Here is a 25013-nt window from a genome sequence, read left to right on the forward strand (position 1 = left end):
TTCGGCACAACCCGCGCGCGAGCGAGCCCCAGGGACGCGCCCCGAGGGCGGACGAGCCATCAGTACGACCGAGGTGGGGGCACGGCTACACCATGGCACAGGGCACGGTCCAGGTGACGCACACCGGCACGTCGCGGTGGCGGCGCCGCACGGGTGAGTACGCATCGCTCGCCGCCGCCCTGGAGGCCGCGGCCGACGGGGACGTCCTCACCGTCGCGCCCGGCACCTACCGGGAGAACCTCGTCCTGCAGCGCGCGGTGACCCTGCGCGGCCCCGAGGGCTCCCCCGGCTCCGTGCGGATCGCGCCGGTGGACGGCGTTCCGCTGACCGTGCGCGCCTCGGCGGTGGTGCAGGACCTCCATGTGGAGGGCCAGGACGCCGCCGCCCCTGCGGTGCTGGTGGAGGAGGGCACCCCGGAGCTGCGGGACGTGCGGGTCGTGACGCGGTCGGCGGCCGGGATCGAGGTGCGCGGCAGCGCCCGGCCCACGGTCCGGCGCTGTGCGGTCGACAACCCGGCGGGCATCGGCATCGCCGTACTCGACGGCGCGGGCGGGGTGTTCGAGGAGTGCGAGGTCGTCGCGGCCGGGCAAGCGGGCGTGGCGGTGCGCGGCGGCGCCCACCCCCGCCTTGAGCGCTGCCGGATCCACCACACCTCGGGCTCGGGTCTGTCGGCGACCGGGGAGAACTCCGCGCTGGAAGCGGTGGGCTGCGAGATCTACGAAGTGCGGGGCAGCGGTGTGCAGATCACCGGCCGCGCCACGGCGCACCTCACCGACTGCGACGTGCACCGCACGACGGCCGACGGAGTCACGCTCGATACGGACGCGGTGCTGACGCTCGCCGACTGCCGCATCCACGACATCCCGGAGAACGCGGTCGACCTGCGCTCCCGTTCCGTTCTCACGCTGACGCGCACCACGGTGCGGCAGTTCGGGCGCAACGGCCTGTCGGTGTGGGACCCGGGCACGCGGGTGGACGCCAACCAGTGCGAGATCTTCGACAGCACGGGCGACTACCCGGCGGTGTGGGTCAGCGACGGCGCCACCGCCGTCCTGGACTCCTGCCGGGTGCACGACGTGCCGGACGCGTTGTTCGTCCTCGACCGCGGCTCGCGCGCTGACGTCGTGGACAGCGACCTGTCGCAGGTACGCAACACGGCGGTGTCGGTGAGCGACGGCGCGACCGCGCAGCTCGACGACTGCCGGATCCGGGACGCGGCGACGGGCGCCTGGTTCCGCGACCACGGCAGCGGTGGCACGCTCAGCAACTGCACGGTGGACGGCACCCAGACCGGCGTGATCGTCACCAAGGGCGCCGACCCGACCGTGGAGCGCTGCACCATCGACTCGCCGGCGGAGGCGGGCGTCTACGTCTCGGCCGGCGGCCGCGGCAGCTTCCAGAACTGCCGGGTCACGGGCAGCGGCGGCTACGGCTTCCACGTGATCGACGGCAGCCGTACGACGCTGCGCAAGTGCCGCACGGAGCGGTGCGCGCGCGGGGGTTACGAGTTCGCGGACAGCGGCGCGGACGCCGCGTCCGGGGCGGGCCCGCTCGTCGAGGACTGCACGAGCGACGAGAGCGCCGGGCTGCGTGCGCCCACGGCGCCCGCGACGGTCGTGCAGACGGTGAGCCACTCCTCCGGCCTGCTGGGCGCGGTCCCGGGGCAGCGCACCGAGCCGGAGCCCCCGGCGCCGGTCGCCGAGCCCGGGCAGCCGGCCCGCACCTCCAAGGACGTCCTCGGTGAACTGGACGCGCTGGTGGGCCTGGAGAGCGTCAAGCGCGAGGTGCGCGCCCTCACCGACATGATCGAGGTCGGTCGGCGCCGGCAGCAGGCCGGTCTGAAGGCGGCCTCGGTCAAGCGGCACCTGGTCTTCACCGGCTCCCCCGGCACCGGCAAGACGACGGTCGCGCGGCTCTACGGCGAGATCCTCGCCTCGCTCGGCGTGCTGGAGAAGGGCCACCTGGTCGAGGTGTCCCGGGTCGACCTGGTCGGCGAGCACATCGGCTCGACGGCGATCCGTACCCAGGAGGCTTTCGAGAAGGCGCGCGGCGGCGTGCTGTTCATCGACGAGGCGTACGCGCTGTCCCCGGAGGACGCGGGCCGCGACTTCGGCAAGGAGGCCATCGACACGCTGGTGAAGCTGATGGAGGACCACCGGGACGCGGTCGTGGTGATCGTCGCGGGCTACACGGCCGAGATGGAGCGCTTCCTGTCGGTCAACCCGGGCGTGGCGTCCCGCTTCTCCCGGACCATCACCTTCAGCGACTACGGCCCCGAGGACCTGCTGCGGATCGTGGAGCAGCAGGCCGAGGAGCACGAGTACCGGCTGGCGCCGGGCGCGTCGGAGGCCCTGCGGAAGTACTTCACGGTGCTGCCCAAGGGCCCGGCGTTCGGCAACGGCCGTACCGCACGGCAGACGTTCGAGGCCATGGTCGAGCGGCACGCGAGCCGGGTCGCCCAGCTTCCGGAGCCGAGCACGGACGACCTGACTCTGCTCTACGCCGAGGATCTGCCCGAGCTGCTCTGAGGATCCGGCTACGCGGCGGGCGGCTCGGGCCGGTTGCGCGGCGAAGGCACCTCCCCGGCCGCCGGGTCCTCCGGCCGCAGCCGCGCCAGCAGCTTGCGGCGTTCCTCGGCGAAGACCGGATCGGCCTGGTAGTCGGAGTGACCGAGGATCGGCGCGGGCAGCGGCAGGAGATCGGTACGGCCGTAGGCGAGGGGGTCCATCAGGGGGGCGTGGTCGACCTGGGCGCCGGGCAGGCGCATCGGGCCGCCGATGGGGTCGGTGAGCCGGTGGAGGTTGCGCCAGCAGTCGACGTCCCGGTGCAGGGAGCTGAGCGCGGCGGGTCCGAAGTGTGCCGGGAACCAGCGGCCGTAGAGGCGCTCCAGTGGGGAGCCGTAGGTCAGCAGCGCGACGCGTTTGCGGGCGGACGGGGCGAGTTGCCAGGCCGCGGCGGCGGCGAGGACGCTGCCCTGCGAGTGCCCGGAGATCACCAGCCGTCCGCCGGTGGCGCGGGTCCAGGTGGCCATCCGCCAGGTCAGGTCGGGTACCGCGCGCTCGGCGTAGCAGGGCGGGGCGAAGGGGTGGGAGGCGCGTGGCCAGAAGGTGCCGACGTCCCACAGGATGCCGATGGTGCGGCGGGCCGAGGCGTCCTTGTAGGCGCGCCGGCCCCAGGTGACGAAGAGCAGGAAGCCGAGGCCGATCAGCCAGGAACCGAGGGCCTGGGAGGTCTCGGCGGCGCCGTGGACGACGGGGTAGGCGCCCTGCGCGGCCTCGCCGGGGGTCTCGTCGGTGGTGAGGGCGCCCACGAGGGCTCCGGCGCCGAGCAGCAGGGTGACGCCGGAGGTGACGGCGACGATGCGGGGTCCCCGGTCGGTGAGCGCGGCCATCGCCCGTGTGTAGGCGATACGGCGGGTGCGGGCGGGGTCGAGGTCCTCGTCCGGGTAGTCGAGTGCCACGGCGGCGCGCTCGGCGCGGGCGAGTTGCCAGGCGCGGTGGGCCAGCCAGCCGATGAGCCCGAGCAGCACGACGATCAGCGGCGGGATCACCGACGCCTGCCAGGTCAGCAGCACCGGCGGCCCCTTGATCGACGCTCCCGTCCCGTCCAGCCAGTCGGACACGCGCTGGGACACGCCGCCGGACATGACGCCGCCGAGCGCGCAGGCCAGCATCGCCACGGCCGGTCCGCCCAGGCCCCGCAGCACCGCCCGCCGGTCGGGGTCGGTACGGTGCAGGACGTGGGCGACGACGCCGAGGACGATCACCAGCAGGCCCTGGACCAGGGCGATCCCGCCGAAGGTCGCATCACCCGGCAGCCGGCCTTCCGACGTCCACCCCGGGCGCTCCCATCCGGCGTACAGCAGGGCGAGCGCGAGCAGGACGAGCGCGACGAGCGGCAGGCGTCGTACGAAACGCTCGTCGAGTTTCCGGTCCAGCCGTCGCTCGCTGCGGCCGCGGCGGCACACCACCCACACCACGGCGACCGCGCAGGCCGCGAGGGCCGCCTCCAGGACCAGGCCCAGGACGTCGAGTACGGCGGGGCCGCCGGGGCGCCGGTCGAAGCGGGCGGCGGCGCTGCCGACCGCGGCGGCGACCGTGATCAGGCCGGCGGCGGTGTGCGCGGCGCGCAGCCGGGCCACCAGCCGGCGCCCGTACCAGAACCCGGGCCGGCCGAGTGCGGTCGGGCCGCCGCCGCCTTCGGGCTCGGGGGCCCGTTCGACAGGCTGCTGGGACTCGTAGTCGCTCCACGTGCGCCGGGACAGGTACCAGAGCAGGACGGTCAGGGCGGTGGGCACGACGGCGGCGAGGGCGAGCCTGCGGCCGGGGGCGCTCCACCAGCCGCCGTCCGAGACGGTGGGCGAGAGGAAGCCCAGCCAGGTGTGGCGGTCGGCGCAGGCGGTGGTGCCCGCGCACTGCCAGGCCGCCAGGTCGAGGGCGACCTCGCAGGCGGCCGCGACGAGCAGCACCGTCAGCGTGAGCGCCACGAGCCGTAGCAGGAGGCCGTAGAGGCGTACGGTGCGGCGGCGGCCGTGGGCGGAGGGGCGCATCCAGTGGGCGAGGTTGACGACCATGAACGGCAGCAGCAACAGCCACAGGGCGCGGGTGCCGTCGCCGGAGGTGAGGTTGCACCAGACGTAGGCCTCGGGCACCGGCCCTTCACGGCGGCGGTCGTCGGGGGTGTGCTCGGCGTCGACGTCGTCGGCGCGCCGGAAGACGGCCGCCGTGTCGTCGCCGGTGATGCGTACCGTCCGCGGATCGTTGAGCATCTCCTGCGGCGTGGTGCCGCCCACGCCGTGGACCAGGAGTTCCAGGGCGGTCCCGGGCTCGCCGGGCCGCGTGGCGGGACCGTCGGGCCCGCCGGTCGACGCATGTTCCTGCGCACGTTCCACTGCTTCGCACTTCCCCCGTGACACGCCGTCGGCTCTGTCCGTGCGGGCACAGGATCTCCACTTCCGCGGCGTCGCACACCTCCTGTCACGGAATCTCCCCGATCCGTGATGAACCGTTGTGAGGGCTGAGCCACCGGTGGCATGCGCGCGACGAGTGGGCGTGGTGGCGCTCTCCGCTCCGCGACATGCGAGGATGGGGCGTCCTCGCACCGCAGCCCGGGAGAATGTCCTAGTCGGAGCCGGTGCGGGGGGTGTCGGACGGCATTGAGGCGAAAGGACCGGAGCGTACGTGAGCGAGAATCAGAACCTCCTCGCGGAGCAGCGGCGATCCCTGATCCTCGACGAGGTTCGCCGCCGGGGCGGTGTCCGGGTCAACGAGCTGACCCGCAAGCTCGGCGTGTCGGACATGACGGTCCGCCGTGACCTCGACGCGCTCGCCCGCCAGGGCGTGCTGGAGAAGGTGCACGGCGGCGCGGTCCCGGTGGTCGAGGCGAGCACGCACGAACCGGGCTTCGAGGCCAAGTCCGGCCTGGAGCTGACCGCCAAGGAGGACATCGCACGCGCCGCGGCCAAGCTGGTCGCCCCTGGCGCGGCGATCGCCCTGTCGGGCGGTACGACGACCTTCGCGCTGGCGCACCAGCTGCTGGACGTCCCGGACCTCACGGTGGTCACCAATTCGGTGCGCGTCGCCGATGTGTTCCACGCGGCGCAGCGCACCTCGGGTCCGCGGCAGGGCGCGGCCACGGTCGTGCTGACGGGCGGGGTGCGCACGCCCTCCGACTCCCTGGTGGGGCCGGTGGCCGACCAGGCGATCGCGGCGCTCCACTTCGACCTGCTGTTCCTCGGGGTGCACGGCATATCGGTCGAGGCCGGTCTGTCGACGCCGAACCTCGCGGAGGCCGAGACGAACCGGCGGCTCGTGCAGTCGGCCCGCCGCGTGGTCGTGGTCGCGGACCACACCAAGTGGGGCAAGGTGGGGCTGAGTTCGTTCGCCTCGCTGGAGCGGATCGACACGCTCGTGACGGACGCCGGTCTGCCCGACGACGCGCGCGGGGTCGTCGCGGAGCATCTGCGGCGGCTGGTGGTGGCCGGGGAGCCCGAGGACGGCGCAGACATCTGACGGCGGCTCAGCTAGGGTGGCGCATCCGGTCATCGCCCGCTCCCTTCCAGGAGGGCCCCGCCCATGCCCCGTCGACTGCGCCCGGTGGAACCCGACTTCGTGGCGACGGCTCCCGTCCGGCATGTCTTCGAGCGGGACATGGCCGCTCCGCCGGAGGCGGTGTACGGCGCCCTGGAGGATGTGCCCGGCTGGGCCGAGTGGTTCGCTCAGGTGTCGGCCGCCCGCCCGGTCGGCGCCGGCGCGGGACGGGACATCACACTCACCGGTGGCATCCGGTTCCGCGAGACGGTCATCGCGGCGAAGGGACCCGAGCTGTACGCCTACCGCGTGGACGTCACCAATCTGCCGGGCGTGCGGGCGATAGCCGAGGAGTGGCGGCTCACGCCGGCCGGCGGCGGTACCCGGGTGCGGTGGACCTTCGCCACCGACGGGACCGCTGCGTACCGGCTGGCCGTGAAGGTGGCGCGCGGAGGCCAGGCGCGCGCGTTCCGGGACGCCGTGCGGGCGCTGGACCGGCGACTGAACGCCTGAGACCCGGGGGCTCAGTGCGGCCAGACGCCCGTCCTCAGCAGTGAGTCGATCGCGGCCGTGTACGGCTGGATGTCCAGCCCCTGGGCGGCCAGCCAGGCGTCCGAGTAGTACTTGTCGAGATACCGGTCGCCCGGGTCGCACAGCAGGGTCACGACGCTGCCCTGCCGGCCCTCGGACACCATCTCCGCGACGATCTTCAGCGCGCTCCACAGGCCCGTGCCGGTGGAGCCGCCGGCCTTGCGGCCGATGGCGCGTTCCAGGGCCCGTACGGCGGCGACACTGGCCGCGTCGGGCACTTTCATCATCCGGTCGATCGCGCCGGGCACGAAGCTCGGTTCCATGCGGGGCCGGCCGATGCCCTCGATACGGGAGCCGCAGTCGCAGGTGACGTCCGGATCGCCGGTGGTCCAGCCCTCGAAGAAGCACGAGTTCTCGGGGTCGGCCACGCAGACGCGGGTGTCGTACTGCATGTAGTGGACGTAGCGCGCGAGGGTCGCGGAGGTGCCGCCGGTGCCCGCGGTGGCGACGATCCACGCCGGCTCGGGGAACCGCTCCAGGCGCAGCTGGCGGAAGATGGACTCCGCGATGTTGTTGTTCCCGCGCCAGTCCGTGGCCCGTTCGGCGTAGGTGAACTGGTCCATGTAGTGGCCGCCGGTCTCGGCCGCGAGGCGGGCGGACTCCTCGTACATCGTGCGGGGGTCGTCGACGAAGTGACATCGGCCGGAGTGGAACTCGATGAGGCGGATCTTCTCGGCGCTCGTCGTGCGCGGCATGACGGCGATGAAGGGCACGCCGATCAGCTTCGCGAAGTACGCCTCGGAGACGGCGGTCGAGCCGCTGGAGGCCTCGATGACGGGTCGGTCCGGCCGGATCCAGCCGTTGCACAGGCCGTACAGGAAGAGGGAGCGGGCGAGCCGGTGCTTGAGGCTGCCGGTGGGGTGGGTGGACTCGTCCTTCAGGTACAGGTCGATGCCCCACCGCTGGGGCAGAGGGAACTGCAGCAGGTGCGTGTCGGCCGAGCGGTTGGCGTCCGCCTGGACCCTGCGGACGGCCTCTTTGAGCCACGCCCGGTAGTCGGTGTCACTGTGGTCGACGTCGAGGGTCACACCGGTCCGGGTCTGCTGGGGGGTACTCACGGGGGGCTCCTAACGCTGCGCGCCGGCAAGGGGGGGCGCACGGCCGGCACACCGATCATAAGCACCTTGCGACCGCTCCTCACCTGCATAAACGCATCTTTGAGCCCCCCAAAGCGCCCCCAGGGGCAGGGCCCGGGGCAAGGGGGCGCGCGGTCCAGGGAGCGCATGGGCGAGTGTGCTGCGGGCGCCCCCGGAGAGGGGAGCGCGGGCACTGGTGCTCGATGCCGGGCGGGGGCAGACTGCTCGGCGGGACCAAGGCCCCGGACGGGGTGAGCACAGGGTACGACCGCCTCCCGGGGCAGGCTTCGGGCACGGGCACCACCCTTGGCCGGCGGGCCACACCGCACGGCCGGGCCGGGTCCGGACCGGGCGGGCGCACCGCCCCGGAGGGGACCCTTCGTCCGGACGGGGCACACTGGATCAGGACACGAGCCCGTACCGGGCACCGCGCGGAGCGGGCCGGTACACCGACGCGCACTAGGGGGCGGGTGGCATGGGAGAGCCGGAGTTCAGGGCCACGGGCGTGCGGATCGGAAAGCGGCTGCGTTCGCTCACCCGGGCCGGGCAGGTCCGGATCAGCGACGGCCGGCTCCAACTGCTGACCAGCTACGGCAGTGAGATCGACAGCGCGCCGGTGCAGGCCGTGCGCGCCTCCAAGCCCTGGTTCGGCCCCGATGACCGGGCCACGGCGGATTTCAACGGCCAGCGGTACCTGCTCACCCTGGGCGACCACGACCCTGCCCCGGGGGAGCCGGGCCCGCCGGCCGCGCGGCGCTTCATCGAAGCCGTGCGCAGGGCAGCGGGGCGTGGCGACTGAGATGTCCGCGAGTTGCGGTACTTCATCCCCTGCGCCACTCTGGTCTCACGTCACTCTGGGTTTACCGGCGATAACGCTGCGAACCAGCCCGCCGGCCACGACAGCAGGCGGCAGTGTCACGCAGGCGCCCTGCTGGATCCGAACTCCGTGTTCTTCCGGACCTCACGTCGGGGAGTCGCAGCCGTGATCAGCTACCCAAGCAGGCACTGCACGGTGGAGCTCCAAGCCCTGCCGTCGCGGATCGGCCAGGTCCGCAGAATCGTATCTGCGCAATTGCGCTACTGGCATCTGGATCCCCTGATCGACCGGGCCTCGCTCGGCGTGACGGAGCTGTTGTCCAACGTCCACCGCCATGCCCAGCCCGACAAGACGTGCACCGTGGAGATGGAGCTGCTGCTCGACCGGCTCACCGTCTCGGTGCGCGACGGCGACCCTCGGATGCCCGTGGTCGACGACGCCGAACCGCTGGCGACCTGCGGGCGCGGGCTCGCGATGGTGGCCGCCATGAGCGAGAGCTGGGGCGTCCGGCCGGACGGCGAGTCCGGCAAGGTCGTGTGGTTCACCCTGCCCACGTCCGCCCCGGCGGTTGCGGCGCCGTCGCTCCACGCGCGGCGCACGGTCCTGGACAAGCCCGCGCGCCGGTTCGCCGAGGTCGGGGCTTCCACCGACGGGCTCCGGCCCGACCATGCTCCCGCCCGGTCCGCCGTTGCCGGTTGACCGGGCGGTGACCACCGTCCCCTCGGGGGCCTCGGGGGCGTTCACCGCAGGGGCCGCCCCGGGGGCGCACGTCACCCCGTGGCGATCGCCCGGAGCACGCTCGGGTCCGGCGCGCGCCGGACCGGAAGCGGCACAGCGAGGGCGCCGGCCGCGACTCCCCCACGGCCTCGACGACCAGGGCCGTGCGTCGCGGCGGTCATCATTGCGCCACACCTCCCTCGCGGCCGAACTCCTCGTTCAGTACGGACAGTCGGCGCCAGTACTCGTCCTCGTCGATCTCGCCGGAGGCGAAGCGGCGGCCGAGTACGGCGATGGGCGAGTCGTCCCTGGCGGCCCACTGCCGCCGGGGACCGCCGCGGCGGCCACGCCACACGGAGCGGCGCAGCAGCACGACGCCGCCGCCGATCACCAGCGCCCAGATCACCGGGAAGAGCAGGATCCACGGGCCTGGCCCGCCGCCGTCGCCGAAGTTCGCCAGGGTCTGCATGTCGTCCGACTCCCTTGATCGCCCGATGGCTTGTGTCGCTTTCGAGAGTCCCCCGGCAGGGGCCCCGGGTCGTCGCACGGCCGGCGACACCGTCCGTACCCCGTGGGGAGTAGAGGGGCGGATCTCCATCGCGCCGCGCTGCTCGACTTCTGTAACTACTGGTATGTACAGTACGGGCATGAGCACCCCGGAACGGCTGATCGAGTCCACCCGCGAACTGCTGTGGGAGCGTGGCTACGTGGGCACCAGCCCCAAGGCGATCCTGGAACGCGCGGACGCCGGGCAGGGCAGCATGTACCACCACTTCAAGGGCAAGCCCGATCTCGCACTGGCCGCGATCCGCCGGACCGCAGAGGAGATGCGCGCCATCGCCGCGGGAGTACTCGACGGCCCGGGCACGCCGTACGAGCGCATCGAGGCGTATCTGCGGCGCGAGCGGGAGGTGCTCCGGGGCTGCCCGGTCGGCCGGCTGACGATGGATCCGGACGTCGTCGCGAGCGCCGAGCTGCGCGCGCCGGTCGACGAGACGCTCGACTGGCTGCGCGGGCGGATCGCCGGGATCGTCGAGGAAGGCAAGGCGCAGGGCCAGTTCGCGCCCGGACTGGACGGCGGCGAGATCGCGGCGGCGGTCGTCGCGACCGTCCAGGGCGGTTACGTCCTCGCCCGCGCCTCCGGCTCCTCCGCCGCGTTCGACGCGGGGGTCCGGGGGCTCCTCTCCCTGCTGGCACCCCGGACTTCCTGAGGAGACTCCTTGCACGCCATGCAGTACGAGCTCACCCTGCCCGCCGGCTACGACATGGGCCTCATCCGCGACCGCGTCGCCCGCCGGGGGCACCTGCTCGACGACTGGGACGGGCTCGGCCTCAAGGCCTACCTGATACGCGAGCGCGGCCTGCTCGGCTCACGGGTCGACCAGTACGCGCCCTTCTACCTCTGGAACACCGTGCACGGCATGAACGCCTTCCTGTGGGGCGGCGGGTTCCAGGGGGTCAGTGACGACTTCGGGCGGCCGTCCGTGCGGCAGTGGACGGGGCTCGCATACGAGGAAGGGGGCGGCTCGCACCCGCGGTTCGCGGTACGGCGGCGCCAACCGGTGCCGGACGGCGGGCCGTTGGCCGACGCCGCGGCGGACGCGGTGGACGAGGCCCGGCGGCTGGCCGTGGAGGACGGGGCCGTGCTCGCCGCCGCGGCCGTCGACACGAGCCGCTGGGAGCTGGTGCACTTCTCCCTCTGGGAGCGCTGGGATCATGACACGCCCCAGGCCGACGGCGAGGTGTTCGAGGTACTGCACCTGTCCGCGCCGGGCCGGGACCGGCTGCCCCGGGGACGCCGGTGGTGAGCGCGGTCCGCACGGTGCTGGGGGACGTGTCCCCCGCAGAGCTGGGTGTGTGCGACGCCCACGACCACCTGTTCTTCGGCAGTCCCCGGCTGCCCGGCCAGGAGCTGCGCAGCGTGGCGGCGGCGCGGGCGGAGCTGGTGGCGTTCCGGGAGCACGGCGGTGGGACCGTCGTGCAGTGGACGCCGTACGGGCTCGGGCGGCGGGCCGCCGATCTGCCACCGCTCTCCCGGGAGACGGGTGTGCACGTGGTGGCCGCGACCGGCCTGCACCAGGCCGTGCACTACGACGAGGACACGCTCGCCGGGCTGCGGAGCCGGCTCGCCGAGGTCTTCGTCTGTGAACTCACCGAGGGCATCGGGACATCGGGGGTGCGGGCGGGGCTCGTCAAGGTCGCGGGCGGCTTCCACACCCTGGACGCGCACGCCCGCTGGACCATGACGGCGGCGGCCGAGGCGCAGCACGCCACGGGCGCGGCGATCGCCGTGCACCTGGAGCTGGGGACCGGGGCGCTGGACGTACTGGACCTGCTGTGCGGGGAGTTGGGGGTGCCGCCGCACCGGGTGGTGCTCGGGCACCTCAACCGCTCCCCCGACCTCGTGGTCCACCGGCAGGCGGCCGAGTCCGGCTGCTATCTGGCCTTCGACGGGCCGTCACTCGCCCACCACGCCACGGACTGGCGGATGCCGGACGCCGTACGGTCCCTGGCCGACGCCGGGTTCGGCGACCGGCTGCTGCTGGGCGCGGACACCACGACGGCCGCCGCCCGCTCGGTGGACGGCGGCCCCGGGATGCCCTACCTGCTGCGCCGGGTGCGGCCCCGGCTCGTGCACGCCGTGGGCGAGGAGCTGGTGAGGCGCATCCTCACGGAGAATCCGGGACGGGCGTTCGGGGCCGAGTGGCCCTGACCCGCCTGGTCCCCTGCCTCAGCCGCCGGCCTGGTCGCTGTCCTTCATCGAACCCCAGCCGTGCCAGCGGTCGACCTCGATCCGGGCGCTCACCCGGGGGCGGACGCGGTCGGGGTACGGCTTGCCGGTGTAGTGGCGGGCGAGGAGGTCGATGTCGGCCAGGTCCTCGTCGGCGTACATCTCGCTCACGCGGCCGATGAGGGTGACGTGGGTGTACCAGTCGTCGGCGGCGAGGACGGTGAGGGTGACGCGCGGGTCGCGGCGCAGATGCTTCAGACGTACCCGGCCCTCGTCGAGGTTGACCAGGACCCGGCCGTCCTGCCACGCGTACCAGGTGGCGGTGGAGACCGGTGCGCCGTCAGAGCGCAGCGTGGCCATGACGCACGGGTTGGGCCGGCTCAGCAGCGCCTCGGCCTCGGGCGGCAGCGGCGGCTTGGACATGAGGGAACCTCCTAGGAGTCGGTCTTCCCGTCGAAGCTGGCGAAGTAGGCGGCGGCCATGTCCTCGTCGGCGTGACCCTGTGCGGCCGCACGCTCCATGCGGGCGGCGGCGGCTTCGGCGACGTCCAGCCGGACGCCGTTGTCGGCGCCGGCCTGGACGATCAGCCGGGCGTCCTTGGCGGCGGTGCTCACAGCGAACTGGGGCGGTGTGAGCTTGCCTTCGAGAACGAGATCCGACTTGGCGCGCAGATAACCCATGTCGAGCGGGCCGCCGGCGACGAGGTCGAAGAAGCCATGCGGGTCGACGCCGAGGGCCTTCGACAGGGCGAGGGCCTCCCCGGCGGCGGCCGTGACGGCGAGGACCCAGCTGTTGGCGACGAGCTTGAGGCGGGTGGCCCCGCCCTCCGCTCCGTCCTCGCCGGACCAGACGGTACGGGCGCCGACCGCCTCGAAGACGGGCGTCACCTTCTCGCGCCCCTCGACGGGGCCGGCCGCGAGCACCGTCAGCTGCCCGGCCTCGGCGGGCTGGCGGGTGCCCAGGACGGGGGCGTCGTAGAAGACCAGGCCGTGCTCGCGGGCGAATGCGGCCAGCTCGGCGATACCGTCGAGGCCCGCGGTGGTGGACTGCGCCCAGGCCGTGCCGGGGCGCAGGGCGGGGGCGGCCTGGCGCATCGTGTCCAGGGCGACGGGGCCGTCGTGGAGCATGGTCAGGACGACGTCGGCGTCCTGCACCGCCTGCGCGGGGCTGTCGGCGATCCGCACGCTCTCGGCGGCCAGCGGCTCGGCCTTGGCCCGGGTGCGGTTCCAGGCGTGGACCGTGTGACCGGCCCGGGCGAGGTTGCGGGCCATCGCGGCACCCATGATGCCGGTGCCCAGGACGCTCACGGTGAGCTTGTGGGTCATTGCGTCAACTTCCTCGGTGGTGCGTTTCGCGGGCGGACTGCCCGCGCCCCAGCCTGCCCGCTCAGCGGCGCGCCTGCCCGGAAGCGGCGCGCTCAAGCCTGATACCGGTGGGGTCGGTCTCGCGGGAGGCCGGGTCAGCCCCGCGCGGTCAGTGCTCCCAGCGGATCGTCCAGCACCGGCTGCCACGCCAGTTCCGCCGCGCCGACCAGGCTGTTGTGGTCGAGGGTGCAGGGCAGGATGGGGACGCCGCCGCTCTGGCCCCACAGGCTGCGGTCGGCGACGACCGCGCGCAGACGGGCGGGGTCGGCGTCGAGGAGGGTGCGGTGGAGGCCGCCGAGGATGATGCGGTCCGGGTTGAGGATGTTGACCAGGCCCGCGAGGCCGAGGCCGAGGCGGTCGACGATGGCCTCGGCGGCGGTGCGGACGGCCGGGTCGTCGTAGTGGTGGCGGATCAGGTCGATGGACTGCTGGAGCAGGGAGACCTCGGGTCCCGGTTCGCGTCCGGCCTCGGTGAGGAAGGCCAGCGGGTCGGTCTCCACGTCGAGGCAGCCGCGGCTGCCGCAGTGGCAGGGGCGGCCCTCGGGGTGCACGGTGAGGTGCCCGACCTCCAGCGCGAGGCCCGAACTGCCCCGGTGCAGGCGGCCGTCGAGGACGAGCGCGCCGCCGACACCGCGGTGGCCGGTGGCCACGCAGAGCAGGTCCCGGGCGCCTCGGCCGGCGCCGTGCCGGTGCTCGGCCAGCGCGGCGAGGTTGACGTCGTTCGCGGCGAACGCGGGCCCGTCGATGCCGGCCGCGCGCACCTGCTCGGCGAAGATGTCCCGCACGGGCGCGCCGGCGGGCCAGGCCAGGTGGAGAGGGTTCAGTGCCAGACCTTCGGGTTCGGCGACGGCGGAGGGGACGGCGAGGCCCGCGCCCACGCACCGGAGCCCGGTCTCGCGCAGCAGCTCGGCGCCGGCCGTGACGACGGAGGCGAGCACCTTGGCCGGGTCGGCGTCGACGACCTCGCAGCCGGGCGCGGTGGCGACGATCCGGCCGCCCAGTCCGACCAGCGCCGCCCGGAAGCCGTCGGCGTGCACCTGCGCGGCGAGCGCGACGGGGCCGTCGTCGGCGACGGCCAGTTTGTGGGAGGGCCTGCCCTGCGATCCGGCCGCGGCGCCGGGCCGGGCGTCGACGCGGATCAGCCCGAGTGCTTCCAGCTCGGCGGCGACCGCGCCAGCCGTCGCACGCGTCACCCCGAGCTCGGCGGTGAGCACGGCCCGGGTCGGCGCGCGTCCGGTGTGGACGAGCTCCAGCGCGGGTCCGAGCGCTGCGCGCCCCCGGTCCAGCCGCGTCCTCGAGGTGCTCCCGTCCCCCGCGTGCCGGGGGTCCGCCTTCCCGCTCATGAGGGCGAGTCTCCCATGATCCGCCGGGAGGGGCCGAGTCTGCCCGCCGGGCGTCACGGAGCGGCGGGGCCCCGCTCGGCGGGGTGCCGGAAGCCGCTGACCCGGAGCGTGATGTTGAGACGTCCCGTCAGGCCGAGCCCGGGCGGTGCCGTGCCCGCGTGGACGCGGGGGACTCCGTGGTAGGCCAGTCGGGACGGGCCGCCGAAGACGAACAGGTCGCCGCTGCGCAGCTCGACGTCGGTGTAGGGCCGGGTGCGCGTCCGGGTGTTGCCGAAGCGGAAGACGCAGGTGTCGCCGAGGCTCAGCGACACCACCGGTGCGTCGGACTTCTCGTCGCTGTCGCGGTGCATACCCATGCGGGCGTCGGCGTCGTAGAAGTTGATCAGGGCGATGTCGTAGTCCGGCGCGGGTCCTGCGAGGGTGTCGCGGACCGCCCGGCGGCCCAGTTCGCCGAGCCGTCGCGGGAACGGTTTCACCGGCGCGCCGTCCCCGTCGGCGACCGTGCGGGCGTAGGCGTACGGGTACCAGTGCCAGCCCAGGCACACCTGGCGGGCGGTCATGGTGCCGCCGCCGGGGGTGCGGACCGTGCGCAGGCCGGCGGGGGGCCGGGCCCACTCGCGGCAGGCGTCGAGCAGTTCCCGCTGGTGTTCCGCGTCCAGCCAGCCGGGCAGGTGGACCGCGCTGGGCGCGATCTGCGCTCGCGGCCTGGGGAACAGCTCGGCGTCCATGCCCTCCATGGTGCCCGACAGGCCTTGAGCTGCGGCTCGGCTAGCCTGGTCGCACGATGAACGACCGTATGACGACGCCGTGGGGCGAGCCGGCGCTGACCCGATTCCCCGAGGACCCGCGCGACAGGCTGCGCGCCTGGGACGCCTCGGACGAGTACCTGCTGAGGCACCTGGCCGCGGAGCGGGTGCCGCTGGACGGCACGGTCGTGGTCGTCGGGGACCGGTGGGGCGCGCTGGTCACGGCGCTCGCGGCGCACCGGCCGGTGCAGATCAGCGACTCCTTCCTCGCGCAGGAGGCGACCCGCGCCAACCTCGCGCGGGCGGGTGCCGAGCCGGGTGCGGTGCGGCTGCTCACCACGCAGGACCCGCCGCCGGAGCGGATCGACGTGCTGCTGGTGCGGGTGCCGAAGAGCCTGGCGCTGCTGGAGGATCAGTTGCTGCGGCTTGCGCCTGCCGTGCACACGGGGACCGTCGTCCTGGGGACGGGCATGGTGAAGGAGATCCACACCTCGACGCTGCAGTTGTTCGAGCGGATCCTCGGCCCGACCCGCACCTCGCTCGCCGAGAAGAAGGCCCGCCTGGTCTTCTGCACGCCGGATCCGGTGCTGGAGCGGCCCGCCAGCCCGTGGCCGTACGTCTACACGCTGCCGGACGGCATCGGCCCCGCCGCGCGAGGCACCGTCGTCAATCACGCGGGGGTCTTCTGCGCCGACCGGCTCGACATCGGGACGCGGTTCTTCCTCGGACATCTGCCGCAGGGACGGGGCCGCCGGGTGGTGGACCTGGGGTGCGGCAACGGCGTGGTGGGGACGTCGGTGGCACTGGCCGACCCGGACGCCGAGGTGCTGTTCGTGGACGAGTCGTTCCAGGCCGTGGCCTCGGCGGAGGCGACGTACAAGGCCAACGGCGCGCCGGGGCATGCCGAGTTCCGGGTCGGGGACGGTCTGGCGGGCGTGCCGTCCGGCAGTGTCGATCTGGTGCTCAGCAACCCGCCGTTCCACTCCCACCAGGCGACGACGGACGCCACGGCCTGGCGGATGTTCACCGGGGCGCGGCGCACACTGCGGCCGGGCGGGGAGCTGTGGGTGGTGGGCAACCGGCATCTGGGCTACCACGTCAAGCTGCGCAAGTTGTTCGGCAACAGCCGGCTCGTCGCGAGCGATCCGAAGTTCGTGGTGCTGAAGGCCGTCAAGCGGTAGCGGAGCCCAGGGTCTGGAGGGTCTTGGCGACGGTCCGGGTCATCGCCTCCCGGGCGAGGGTCAGGTAGCCGCGCGGGTCGACCGCCTCGGGGCGTTCGGTGAGGAAGTCCCGGATCGCTCCGGTCAGTGCGATGTTCAGGGCCGTGCCGATGTTGACCTTGGTGATGCCTCCGGCGACGGCCGCCCTGAGTTCGTCGTCCGGGACGCCGGAGGAGCCGTGCAGGACGAGCGGGATGTCCAGCGCGGCCGACAGGCGTTTGAGCAGGGCGTGGTCGAGGGCCGCCGTGCGGGTGGTCATGGCGTGGGAGCTGCCGATGGCGACGGCCAGGGCGTCCACGCCCGAGTCCGCGACGAAGGCCCGCGCCTCGTCGGGGTCGGTGCGGGCGCCAGGGGCGTGCGCGTCCAGCGGGGGTCTGCCGTTCTTGCCGCCGATCTGGCCCAACTCCGCCTCGATCCAGAGCCCTTGGGCGTGTGCCCAGTCGACCGCCGCCCGGGTCGCGGTGAGGTTCTCGGCGTAGGGCAGGCGGGCCGCGTCGTACATCACGGAGCTGAAGCCGGCGTCCGCGGCCCGGCGCAGCAGGGCGTCGCTCTGTACGTGGTCGAGGTGCAACGCGACCGGCACGGCGGCACGTTCGGCCACGGCGACGGCCGCGCGGGCGAGCGGGAGCAGCTGTCCGGCGCGGAACTTCACCGCGTTCTCGCTGACCTGGAGGACGACGGGGGCGCACGCCGACTCGGCGCCCGCGACGACGGCCTCGACGTGCTCCAGGGTGATGACGTTGAAGGAGGCGACGGCCGAGCCGGCCGCGGCGGCGCGGGTGACGAGGTCGCCGGTGGTGGTCAGAGGCACGGAATCTCCTGGGGCCTGTCGTTCGGATCAGGCCGGCCGAGAGGGACTGCGTCTCCCGGCCGGCCCGAGCGGGGCGTGGTGCGTGCAGGGCGGTGGCGGTCCCTTCCCGTGCGAGCGCAGCCGGGCGTGCGGGAGCCGGCGGCGGACGACGACGCGGGCACCTCGCGGCGGCGGACGACGACGCGGGGCACGCCTCGCAGCGGCGGACGACGACGCGGGGCACGCTTCGCGGCGGCGGCGTGATCCGGACGAGGCCCTGAGTCAGGGCGCGAGGATCACCGAGCGCGTGAGGTGGCGCGGGCTGTCGGGGTCCAGTCCGCGGGACGCGGCGACGGCGACCGCAAGCCGCTGGACGCGGACGAGTTCGGCGAGCGGGTCGAGGCGCCCGGCGATCCACAACGCACCCGTGTCCCGGACCTGTTCGGCGAGTCCGCCGGGCGCGTCGCCCAGCATCCAGGTCGCCGTGCCCCGGGTGCTCACGCTGATGGGGCCGTGCCGGTACTCCATCGCCGGGTAGGCCTCCGCCCACGCCAGCGCGGCCTCGCGCATCTTCAGTCCGGCCTCGTCGGCCAGGCCGACGGTCCAGCCGCGCCCGAGGAAGGTGAACTGGCCGCACTCCACCAGTCCTTCGGGCAGCGGCTCCGTCAGGGCGGTGCGCCCGTCGGTGACGGCCGCGTCGGGGTGGAGGCCGAGGTGGGCGCGGAGCAGGGTGAGGGCCGTGGTCGCGAACCGGGTCTGGACGACGGAGCGTTCGTCCGCGAAGTCCAGGACGGCGAGGTCCCGGGCGGCCGTCCGCACGGGCGTGTCCGGGTCGGCGGTGATGGCGGTGGTGCGGGTGGCGTCCTTCAACCGGCCCAGCAGGTCCAGGATCTCGGTCGTGGTGCCGGAGCGGGTGAGGGCGACGACCCGGTCGTAGCGGCGGCCGTGAGGGAACTCCGAGGCGGCGAAGGCGTCGGTCTCGCCCTGGCCCGCGCCCTCGCGCAGGGCCGCGGCGGCCCGCGCCATGAAGTACGAGGTGCCGCAGCCGACGATCGCGACCCGCTCTCCCGGAGCGGGCAGCACTTTCGCGTGGTGGGCCGCCTGCGACGCGGCGCGTGCCCAGCACTCGGGCTGGCTGGTCAGCTCGTCCTCGACATGCGTCATCCCGCACCCTCCGTTCTGATTGTTCCTGCAAGATAGTGCCAGTATTCGAGCATCATCAAGCATTCGGCGGCTTCGGTTGCGCTAGGGTCGCCGGGAGATCGAGGACGTGGAGGTGCGGATGTCGCGCGACGCCCGCTGGAAGGCGCTGCTGGAACTGCTCGTGGAGCGCGGCCGGCTGGACGTCGAGGACGCGGCGGCCGAGCTCGGGGTGTCGGCGGCTACGATCCGCCGTGACTTCGACGGACTCGCCGAGCAGCAGATGCTGGTGCGCACCCGGGGCGGTGCGGTCGTGCACGGCGTGTCGTACGAGTTGCCGCTGCGCTACAAGACGGCCCGCCACGCCTCCGAGAAGCAGCGCATCGCCAAGGCGGTGGCGGATCTGGTGGCGCCGGGCGAGGCGGTCGGGCTGACCGGGGGGACCACCACGACCGAGGTGGCGCGAGCGCTGGCGGTGCGCGGGGATCTGGTGTCCGGGGCGCCCGCGCTGACCGTGGTGACGAACGCGCTGAACATCGCGAACGAGCTGGTCGTGCGGCCCCAGTTCAAGATCGTGCTGACCGGAGGGTGGGCGCGGGCCCAGTCGTACGAGCTGGTCGGGCCGCTCGCGGACGGGGTGCTCGGGCAGATCACCGTCGACGTGGCGGTGCTCGGTGTCGTCGCGTTCGACGTGACGTACGGCGCCGCGGCGCACGACGAGGCGGAGGCGGCGGTCAACCGGCTGCTGTGCGAGCGGGCGGAACGGGTGGTGGTCGCGGCCGACTCCAGCAAGCTGGGGCAGCGGGCCTTCGCCCGGATCTGCGCGGCCGAGGCGGTGGACACCCTGGTCACGGACACGGCCGCCCACCCGGAGGCGGTGCGGCGCTTCGAGGAGGCCGGGCTGCGGGTCGTCACCGTCTGACGGCGGTGATCCGCCGGCGGTTCTAGGCTGGGGCTGAGGCGCCTACCGGCAGGGAGGCTGTCATGGGCGGAACGGCACAGGACCGGGGCGTGCCGGGCGGCCGGCGGTACGTACCGATCGCCGACCACGGGCTGATCGGCGATCTGCGCAGCGTCGCCCTGGTGGGGACCGACGGCACGATCGACTGGTACTGCTGTCCGGCCTTCGACGCGCCGAGCGTGTTCGCCTCGATCCTGGACGCGGAGCGCGGCGGCTGCTTCGAGCTGGCGGCGACCGTGCCGGCCCGGACCAAGCAGTTCTACTTTCCCGACACCAACGTCCTGATCACCCGGTTCTTCACCGAGGACGGGGTCGGCGAGGTGCAGGACTTCATGCCGGTCGGCGGCGGGCCGGCCGAGGCGGAGCGGCACCGGCTGATCCGGCGGGTGGTGTGCGTGCGCGGCTCGATCCCGTTCCGTACGCGGGTGGCACCCCGGTTCGACTACGGCTCCCTGCCGCACACCGTCCGGCTGACCGGTGACACCGCGGAGTTCACGACCGCGGGGCTGACGCTCGCGCTGACGGCGACCGTGCCTCTGGAGGCCGACGGGCCGGACGTGTGCGGCGACTTCAAGCTCTTCGAGGGCGACTCGGCGGTGTTCGCGCTGGACAAGGTCGGCGGCGATGTGACGCCCCGGCGCTGTGCCCGCACGGAGGCGGAGGAGCAGTTCGGGGCGACGGTGGCGTACTGGCGGCGCTGGCTGTCGGCGTCCCGGTACAAGGGCCGCTGGCGGGAGATGGTGCACCGCTCGGCGCTGACGCTGAAGCTGCTCACCTACGCGCCGACCGGGGCGATCGTGGCCGCGCCGACGACGAGTCTGCCCGAGGAGCTCGGCGGGGAACGCAACTGGGACTACCGGTACGTGTGGGTGCGCGACGCGGCCTTCTGCGTCTACGCGCTGCTGCGGCTGGGATTCACCGGGGAGGCCGAGGCGTTCATGGACTTCGTGACCCGGCACATCAGCCCGGGTGACGGCAAGGCCTCCGGACCGCTGCAGATCATGTACGGCATCGACGGACGCACCGAGTTGCCCGAGCGCACCCTCGGCCATCTGGAGGGACACCACGGCTCGGCGCCGGTACGGGTCGGCAACGCGGCGGCCGACCAGCTCCAGCTGGACATCTACGGCGCGCTGATCGACTCGATCTACCTCTACGACAAGTGGGCCAAGCCCATCTCCAGCGGCCACTGGGACGACGTGTGCGCGCTGGTGGACTGGGTGTGCGCGCACTGGGACCAGCCCGACGAGGGGATCTGGGAGACGCGGGGCGGGCGCAGGAACTTCCTGTACTCGCGGCTGATGTGCTGGGTGGCGATCGAGCGGGCCATCCGGATGGCCAACCGGCGCGGCCTGCCCGCCGACCTGCCACGCTGGCGGGAGTGCCGCGACACGATCTACCGGCGGATCATGAGCCGGGGCTGGTGCGAGGAGCGCGGGGCGTTCGTCCAGCACGAGGACGGTGACGTGCTGGACGCAGCGGTGCTGATGATGCCGCTGACCAAGTTCATCGCCCCCACCGATCCGAAGTGGCTGTCGACGCTGGACGTGCTCACCGAGGAGCTGGTGTCCGACTCGCTGGTCTACCGCTACGACCCCCGCTCCAGCCCCGACGGGCTGCGCGGCGACGAAGGCACGTTCTCCATCTGCTCGTTCTGGTACGTCGAGGCGATGGTGCACGCCGGGCGGATCGAGGAGGCGCGCCTGGCCTTCGAGAAGATGCTGACGTACGCCAACCATCTCGGCCTGTACGCCGAGGAGATCAGCCACACCGGGGAGCAGCAGGGCAACTTCCCGCAGGCGTTCACGCACCTCGCGCTGATCAGCGCGGCCTTCAATCTGGACCGGGCGCTCGGCTGACGCTCAGTGCCCGTGACCGTCGTCCGCATGCCCCTCGGGGGTTGCGGACTCGGGCGCCGCTCCCCCGGCGCGAGCGGTGAACGCCGCCGTGTGGACCTTGCCGTCGTGCCGGAAGTCGAGGAAGAGGCGGTAGGAGCCGGAGCTGGGTGCCGTGGCGGTGAACGAGATGTCCGGTCCGGGCCTGGTCGTGCCGTCGCCGGGTTCGCCGTTCGGGTGGACGTGCAGGTAGGCGAGGTCGCCGGAGCGCAGGGCGACCAGGTGGCCGTACGCGCCGAGATAGGGCTGGAGGTCGGTGACGGGCTTGCCGTCGCGGGAGACCTTCAGCTTCAGTTCGCCCGCCTTGCCCGGGCGCAGGGCGCCGGTCAGCCGCACCTCGTAGCCGTCGACCCGGGCCGTGGTGCTCTCCGGGGGCAGCTGCCGGGCCTGGTAGGGGCCGGAGGCGGCGAGGTCCGCGCCCAGGGTGAGGTTCTCGGCGTCCTTCCCGGCCGGGGTGAAGTCGGCGAAGACGCGGTAGCCGCCCGCGCGGGGCAGGTCCACGGGGGTGCTCCAGGTTCCGTCGGCGGCGCGGGTGGGGTGCAGATGGCGGTAGGTGGCCAGGTCGCGTGAGGCCACGATGAGGTGGAGTTCCTTGTCGTGCTCGCGCTGGTAGGCGGTGACCGCGCGGCCGCCGGCGTCGCGGACGGTGAAGCGCAGGTCGGCCTGTTCGCCCGCGGTGACACGCGGGGTCTGGAGGTCGAGGGTGTAGCCGCCCTCGGAGATCTGCAGCCCGCCGGCCGGGGGTGTGTCGTGGCCGGCGTGACCGCCGCCCTTCTTGCCTTCCGGCGCGGGCCGGGTGTGTTCGCCCTCGTGCTTCGGCGGGTTGTCGGCGACGACGGGGCCGACGCCCTGTCCGACGCCGTAGGCGGCGCCGAAGGTCGCTGCCAGCGCGGCGGCGAAGGTGGTGATCCTCAGTCCGGTGTTCATGGCCTTCGGCTCCTTCAGGTACCGGGCCTCCCGCTCGGATGCGGGGCCTTCATACAGCTCACCATACCCCTAGGGGGTATCAAGTCAAGTTATTCTCGCGCTTGCACCATATACCCCTCAGGGGTATACATGCAGTCGGCGAGGCTATACCCCCGCCCCGTATCTCCGCATCTGTTGGATTCACCCAGAGGAGGCACCCGATGCCCGCCACCACCTACGCCGTTTCCGGAATGTCCTGCGGCCACTGCAAGGCGACGCTGACCAAGGTCATCGGCGAGCTGGACGGCGTCAGCGGTGTCGAGGTCGACCTCGGCAGTGGCCATGTCACCGTCACCGGTTCCGCCGAGCCCGACGACGCCGCGATAGCGGAGGCCGTCGACGAGGCCGGCTACGAGCTGACCGGGAGGATCTGAGCCATGAGCACCGGTACGACGACCGGCACGGACGCCGAGGTGGAGCTCTCCATCGGCGGCATGACCTGCGCCTCCTGCGCGGCGCGTGTCGAGAAGAAGCTCAACCGCATGGACGGGGTCACCGCCACCGTCAACTACGCGACCGAGAAGGCGAAGGTCAGCTACTCCGGCGGCGTCTCCGTCGGCGACCTCATCGCCACCGTCGAGGCGACCGGGTACACCGCGCAGGAGCCCGCGCCTCCCGCGGAGCGGACCGCCGAGGCTCCCGAGTCGGACGAGCTGCGGCCGCTGCGCGAGCGACTGGTCACGGCCGTGGTGCTGTCGGTCCCCGTCGTGGCCATGGCCATGATCCCCGCGTTGCAGTTCGAGTACTGGCAGTGGCTGTCGCTCACCCTGGCCGCGCCCGTCGTGACGTACGCGGCGTGGCCCTTCCACAAGGCGGCGTTCACCAACGCGCGGCACGGCGCGGCCACCATGGACACGCTGATCTCGGTGGGCACCTCGGCCGCGTTCCTGTGGTCGCTGTGGGCGTTGTTCTTCGGCACCGCCGGCACGCCGGGCATGACGCACCCCTTCGAGCTGACCATCGAGCGCACGGACGGCGCCGGGAACATCTACCTGGAAGCCGCCGCGGGCGTGACCGCCTTCATCCTGGCCGGGCGCTACTTCGAGGCCCGTGCCAAGCGCAAGGCGGGCGCGGCGCTGCGGGCGCTGCTGGAACTGGGCGCGAAGGACGTCACGGTGCTGCGGGACGGCGGCCGTGAAGAGACCGTTCCCGTCACCGACTTGAAGGCCGGCGACCACTTCCTGGTCCGGCCCGGCGAGAAGATCGCGACGGACGGGACGGTCATCGAGGGGTCCTCCGCCGTGGACGCCTCGATGCTCACCGGCGAGTCCGTGCCCGTGGAGGTGAGCTCGGGCGACCCGGTCACCGGTGCCACGATCAACGTCGGTGGACGGCTCGTCGTGCGGGCCACGCGGGTGGGCGCCGACACGCAGCTGGCCCGGATGGCCCGGCTCGTGGAGGACGCGCAGAACGGCAAGGCCGCGGCGCAGCGGCTCGCGGACCGTATCTCCGCCGTGTTCGTGCCGGTGGTGATCGCCCTCGCGCTGGGCACGCTGGGCTTCTGGCTGGGCAACGGCGTCGGACTGACGGCCGCCTTCACCGCGGCGGTCGCCGTCCTCGTCATCGCCTGCCCGTGCGCCCTGGGGCTGGCCACGCCGACCGCGCTGATGGTGGGAACCGGGCGGGGCGCCCAGCTCGGCATCCTCATCAAGGGCCCGGAGGTTCTGGAGTCCACGCGCCGGGTCGACACCGTCGTGCTGGACAAGACCGGCACGGTCACGACCGGCCGTATGACCCTGCTGGCCGTACACACCGCCGACGGCACGGACGAGGCCGAAGTGCTGCGGCTGGCCGGGGCGTTGGAGCATTCCTCCGAGCACCCGATCGCCCGGGCCGTCGCCGACGGGGCGCTGGAGAAGCTGGGTGAGCTGCCGGCGCCGGAGGACTTCGCCAATGTGCCCGGGCTCGGTGTGCAGGGCGTCGTCGAGGGCCACGCGGTGCTCGTCGGCCGGGAGCGGCTGCTGGCCGACTGGGCGATGGGGCTTCCCGAGGAGTTGGCCCGGGCCGGGGCGGCGGCCGAGGAGGCCGGGCGCACGGCCATCGCGGTCGCCTGGGACGGTGCGGCGCGTGCGGTGCTGGAGGTGGCCGACGCGGTGAAGGACACGAGCGCGGAGGCGGTCGGCCGGCTGCGGGCGCTCGGGCTCACGCCGATCCTGCTGACCGGGGACAACGCGGCGGTGGCCCGGTCGGTCGCCCGCGAGGTGGGTATCGAGGAGGTCATCGCCGAGGTGCTCCCGCAGGACAAGGTCGACGTCGTCAAGCGGCTCCAGGCCGAGGGCCGGTCGGTGGCGATGGTCGGCGACGGCGTCAACGACGCGGCGGCCCTCGCCCAGGCCGATCTCGGACTGGCCATGGGCACCGGCACGGACGCCGCGATCGAGGCCGGTGACCTGACCCTCGTCCGCGGCGACCTGCGGGCCGCGGCGGACGCCATCCGGCTCGCCCGCCGCACGCTCGGCACCATCCGCTCGAACCTGTTCTGGGCCTTCGCCTACAACGTGGCGGCCCTGCCGCTGGCCGCGGCCGGCCTGCTCACCCCGATGATCGCCGGGGCGGCCATGGCGTTCTCGTCGGTCTTCGTGGTCGGCAACTCGCTGCGACTGCGCACCTTCCGGGCCGCCGGCTGA

At 73.4% G+C, this 25013-nt stretch carries 23 protein-coding genes; 13 read left to right on the forward strand and 10 right to left on the reverse strand.

Translation table 11 applies throughout. The annotated features are described in order from the left end of the window. The first annotated feature begins 92 nt into the window (after nt 1–92). Nucleotides 93–2528, forward strand: coding sequence for a right-handed parallel beta-helix repeat-containing protein (locus A4E84_RS04540; RefSeq protein WP_062925294.1), 2436 nt, complete (start codon nt 93–95; stop codon nt 2526–2528). A gap of 8 nt (nt 2529–2536) precedes the next feature. On the opposite strand, the gene A4E84_RS04545 is transcribed toward A4E84_RS04540, so the two are convergent. Beyond that, on the reverse strand, nt 2537–4891 hold the full coding sequence (locus A4E84_RS04545) for a hypothetical protein (protein ID WP_062925295.1): 2355 nt from the start codon (nt 4889–4891) through the stop codon (nt 2537–2539). A 289-nt stretch (nt 4892–5180) separates the two neighbouring features. On the opposite strand from A4E84_RS04545, the gene A4E84_RS04550 reads away from it, so the two are divergent. After that, the gene (locus tag A4E84_RS04550; protein WP_033307013.1) at nt 5181–6011 is read left to right on the forward strand and encodes a DeoR/GlpR family DNA-binding transcription regulator; all 831 of its coding nucleotides are present in this window, start codon (nt 5181–5183) and stop codon (nt 6009–6011) included. A 63-nt stretch (nt 6012–6074) separates the two neighbouring features. After that, nucleotides 6075–6542, forward strand: coding sequence for an SRPBCC family protein (locus tag A4E84_RS04555; protein WP_062925296.1), 468 nt, complete (start codon nt 6075–6077; stop codon nt 6540–6542). 11 nt (nt 6543–6553) lie between these two features. Here the strand turns inward: A4E84_RS04555 and cds1 are convergent, their stop codons facing one another. Further along, nucleotides 6554–7678 (reverse strand): L-cysteine desulfhydrase Cds1, encoded by a 1125-nt coding sequence (cds1, locus tag A4E84_RS04560; protein WP_062925297.1) that lies wholly within the window; start codon nt 7676–7678, stop codon nt 6554–6556. Nucleotides 7679–8171: 493 nt separating this feature from the next. Here cds1 and A4E84_RS04565 point away from each other — a divergent pair, with 493 nt between their 5' ends. Both A4E84_RS04565 and A4E84_RS04570 read left to right on the forward strand, forming a co-directional pair. After that, complete coding sequence (locus A4E84_RS04565) at nt 8172–8495, forward strand: hypothetical protein (RefSeq protein WP_062925298.1); 324 nt, start codon at nt 8172–8174, stop codon at nt 8493–8495. Between the two features lie 183 nt (nt 8496–8678). Beyond that, complete coding sequence (locus tag A4E84_RS04570; protein ID WP_174569404.1) at nt 8679–9212, forward strand: ATP-binding protein; 534 nt, start codon at nt 8679–8681, stop codon at nt 9210–9212. 199 nt (nt 9213–9411) lie between these two features. On the opposite strand, the gene A4E84_RS04575 is transcribed toward A4E84_RS04570, so the two are convergent. Beyond that, the gene (locus tag A4E84_RS04575; RefSeq protein WP_062925299.1) at nt 9412–9699 is read right to left on the reverse strand and encodes an SHOCT domain-containing protein; all 288 of its coding nucleotides are present in this window, start codon (nt 9697–9699) and stop codon (nt 9412–9414) included. 163 nt (nt 9700–9862) lie between these two features. Between A4E84_RS04575 and A4E84_RS04580 the strand changes: the two genes are divergently transcribed. The 3 genes from A4E84_RS04580 to A4E84_RS04590 are packed head-to-tail and all read left to right on the forward strand — an operon-like array spanning nt 9863 to nt 11943. Further along, a complete protein-coding gene (locus tag A4E84_RS04580) occupies nt 9863–10441 on the forward strand; it encodes a TetR/AcrR family transcriptional regulator (protein WP_079128870.1) in 579 nt (192 codons plus the stop codon). A gap of 9 nt (nt 10442–10450) precedes the next feature. Next, nucleotides 10451–11038: a DUF4865 family protein gene (locus tag A4E84_RS04585; protein ID WP_062925301.1), complete on the forward strand. Its 588-nt coding sequence runs from the start codon at nt 10451–10453 to the stop codon at nt 11036–11038. Continuing rightward, entirely contained in the window at nt 11035–11943 is a 909-nt protein-coding gene (locus tag A4E84_RS04590) for a phosphotriesterase family protein (RefSeq protein ID WP_062925302.1), read from the forward strand. The genes A4E84_RS04585 and A4E84_RS04590 overlap by 4 nt, the downstream gene beginning before the upstream one ends. An 18-nt stretch (nt 11944–11961) precedes the next feature. On the opposite strand, the gene A4E84_RS04595 is transcribed toward A4E84_RS04590, so the two are convergent. The 4 genes from A4E84_RS04595 to A4E84_RS04610 form a co-directional block, all read right to left on the reverse strand. Continuing rightward, nucleotides 11962–12384: a PPOX class F420-dependent oxidoreductase gene (locus A4E84_RS04595; protein ID WP_062925303.1), complete on the reverse strand. Its 423-nt coding sequence runs from the start codon at nt 12382–12384 to the stop codon at nt 11962–11964. 11 nt (nt 12385–12395) lie between these two features. After that, nucleotides 12396–13286, reverse strand: a complete 891-nt coding sequence (locus A4E84_RS04600) for an NAD(P)-dependent oxidoreductase (protein WP_062925304.1) — start codon at nt 13284–13286, stop codon at nt 12396–12398. Nucleotides 13287–13420: 134 nt separating this feature from the next. Further along, nucleotides 13421–14668: an ROK family protein gene (locus tag A4E84_RS04605; protein ID WP_062925305.1), complete on the reverse strand. Its 1248-nt coding sequence runs from the start codon at nt 14666–14668 to the stop codon at nt 13421–13423. A gap of 53 nt (nt 14669–14721) precedes the next feature. Next, nucleotides 14722–15396: an alpha-ketoglutarate-dependent dioxygenase AlkB family protein gene (locus tag A4E84_RS04610; protein WP_062925306.1), complete on the reverse strand. Its 675-nt coding sequence runs from the start codon at nt 15394–15396 to the stop codon at nt 14722–14724. Between the two features lie 68 nt (nt 15397–15464). Here A4E84_RS04610 and A4E84_RS04615 point away from each other — a divergent pair, with 68 nt between their 5' ends. Then, on the forward strand, nt 15465–16595 hold the full coding sequence (locus A4E84_RS04615) for a methyltransferase (protein WP_062925307.1): 1131 nt from the start codon (nt 15465–15467) through the stop codon (nt 16593–16595). On the opposite strand, the gene A4E84_RS04620 is transcribed toward A4E84_RS04615, so the two are convergent. Further along, complete coding sequence (locus A4E84_RS04620; protein WP_062925308.1) at nt 16585–17445, reverse strand: class II fructose-bisphosphate aldolase; 861 nt, start codon at nt 17443–17445, stop codon at nt 16585–16587. The genes A4E84_RS04615 and A4E84_RS04620 overlap by 11 nt on opposite strands. Nucleotides 17446–17706: 261 nt before the next feature. Continuing rightward, on the reverse strand, nt 17707–18588 hold the full coding sequence (locus A4E84_RS04625; RefSeq protein WP_062925309.1) for an SIS domain-containing protein: 882 nt from the start codon (nt 18586–18588) through the stop codon (nt 17707–17709). A gap of 118 nt (nt 18589–18706) precedes the next feature. Between A4E84_RS04625 and A4E84_RS04630 the strand changes: the two genes are divergently transcribed. Both A4E84_RS04630 and A4E84_RS04635 read left to right on the forward strand, forming a co-directional pair. Next, on the forward strand, nt 18707–19486 hold the full coding sequence (locus A4E84_RS04630; protein WP_062931308.1) for a DeoR/GlpR family DNA-binding transcription regulator: 780 nt from the start codon (nt 18707–18709) through the stop codon (nt 19484–19486). Nucleotides 19487–19548: 62 nt separating this feature from the next. Further along, nucleotides 19549–21384 (forward strand): glycoside hydrolase family 15 protein, encoded by a 1836-nt coding sequence (locus A4E84_RS04635; RefSeq protein ID WP_062925310.1) that lies wholly within the window; start codon nt 19549–19551, stop codon nt 21382–21384. A 3-nt stretch (nt 21385–21387) separates the two neighbouring features. Here A4E84_RS04635 and A4E84_RS04640 read toward each other — a convergent pair whose 3' ends face one another. Then, a complete protein-coding gene (locus A4E84_RS04640; RefSeq protein WP_062925311.1) occupies nt 21388–22347 on the reverse strand; it encodes a hypothetical protein in 960 nt (319 codons plus the stop codon). A gap of 200 nt (nt 22348–22547) precedes the next feature. Between A4E84_RS04640 and A4E84_RS04645 the strand changes: the two genes are divergently transcribed. Together A4E84_RS04645 and A4E84_RS04650 are read left to right on the forward strand one after the other, a co-directional pair. Next, nucleotides 22548–22760 (forward strand): heavy-metal-associated domain-containing protein, encoded by a 213-nt coding sequence (locus A4E84_RS04645; protein WP_062925312.1) that lies wholly within the window; start codon nt 22548–22550, stop codon nt 22758–22760. 3 nt (nt 22761–22763) lie between these two features. Continuing rightward, complete coding sequence (locus tag A4E84_RS04650) at nt 22764–25013, forward strand: heavy metal translocating P-type ATPase (RefSeq protein WP_062925313.1); 2250 nt, start codon at nt 22764–22766, stop codon at nt 25011–25013.

The sequence above is a fragment of the Streptomyces qaidamensis genome, from assembly GCF_001611795.1.
In the GTDB taxonomy this organism is placed as follows: Bacteria; Actinomycetota; Actinomycetes; order Streptomycetales; family Streptomycetaceae; genus Streptomyces; species Streptomyces qaidamensis.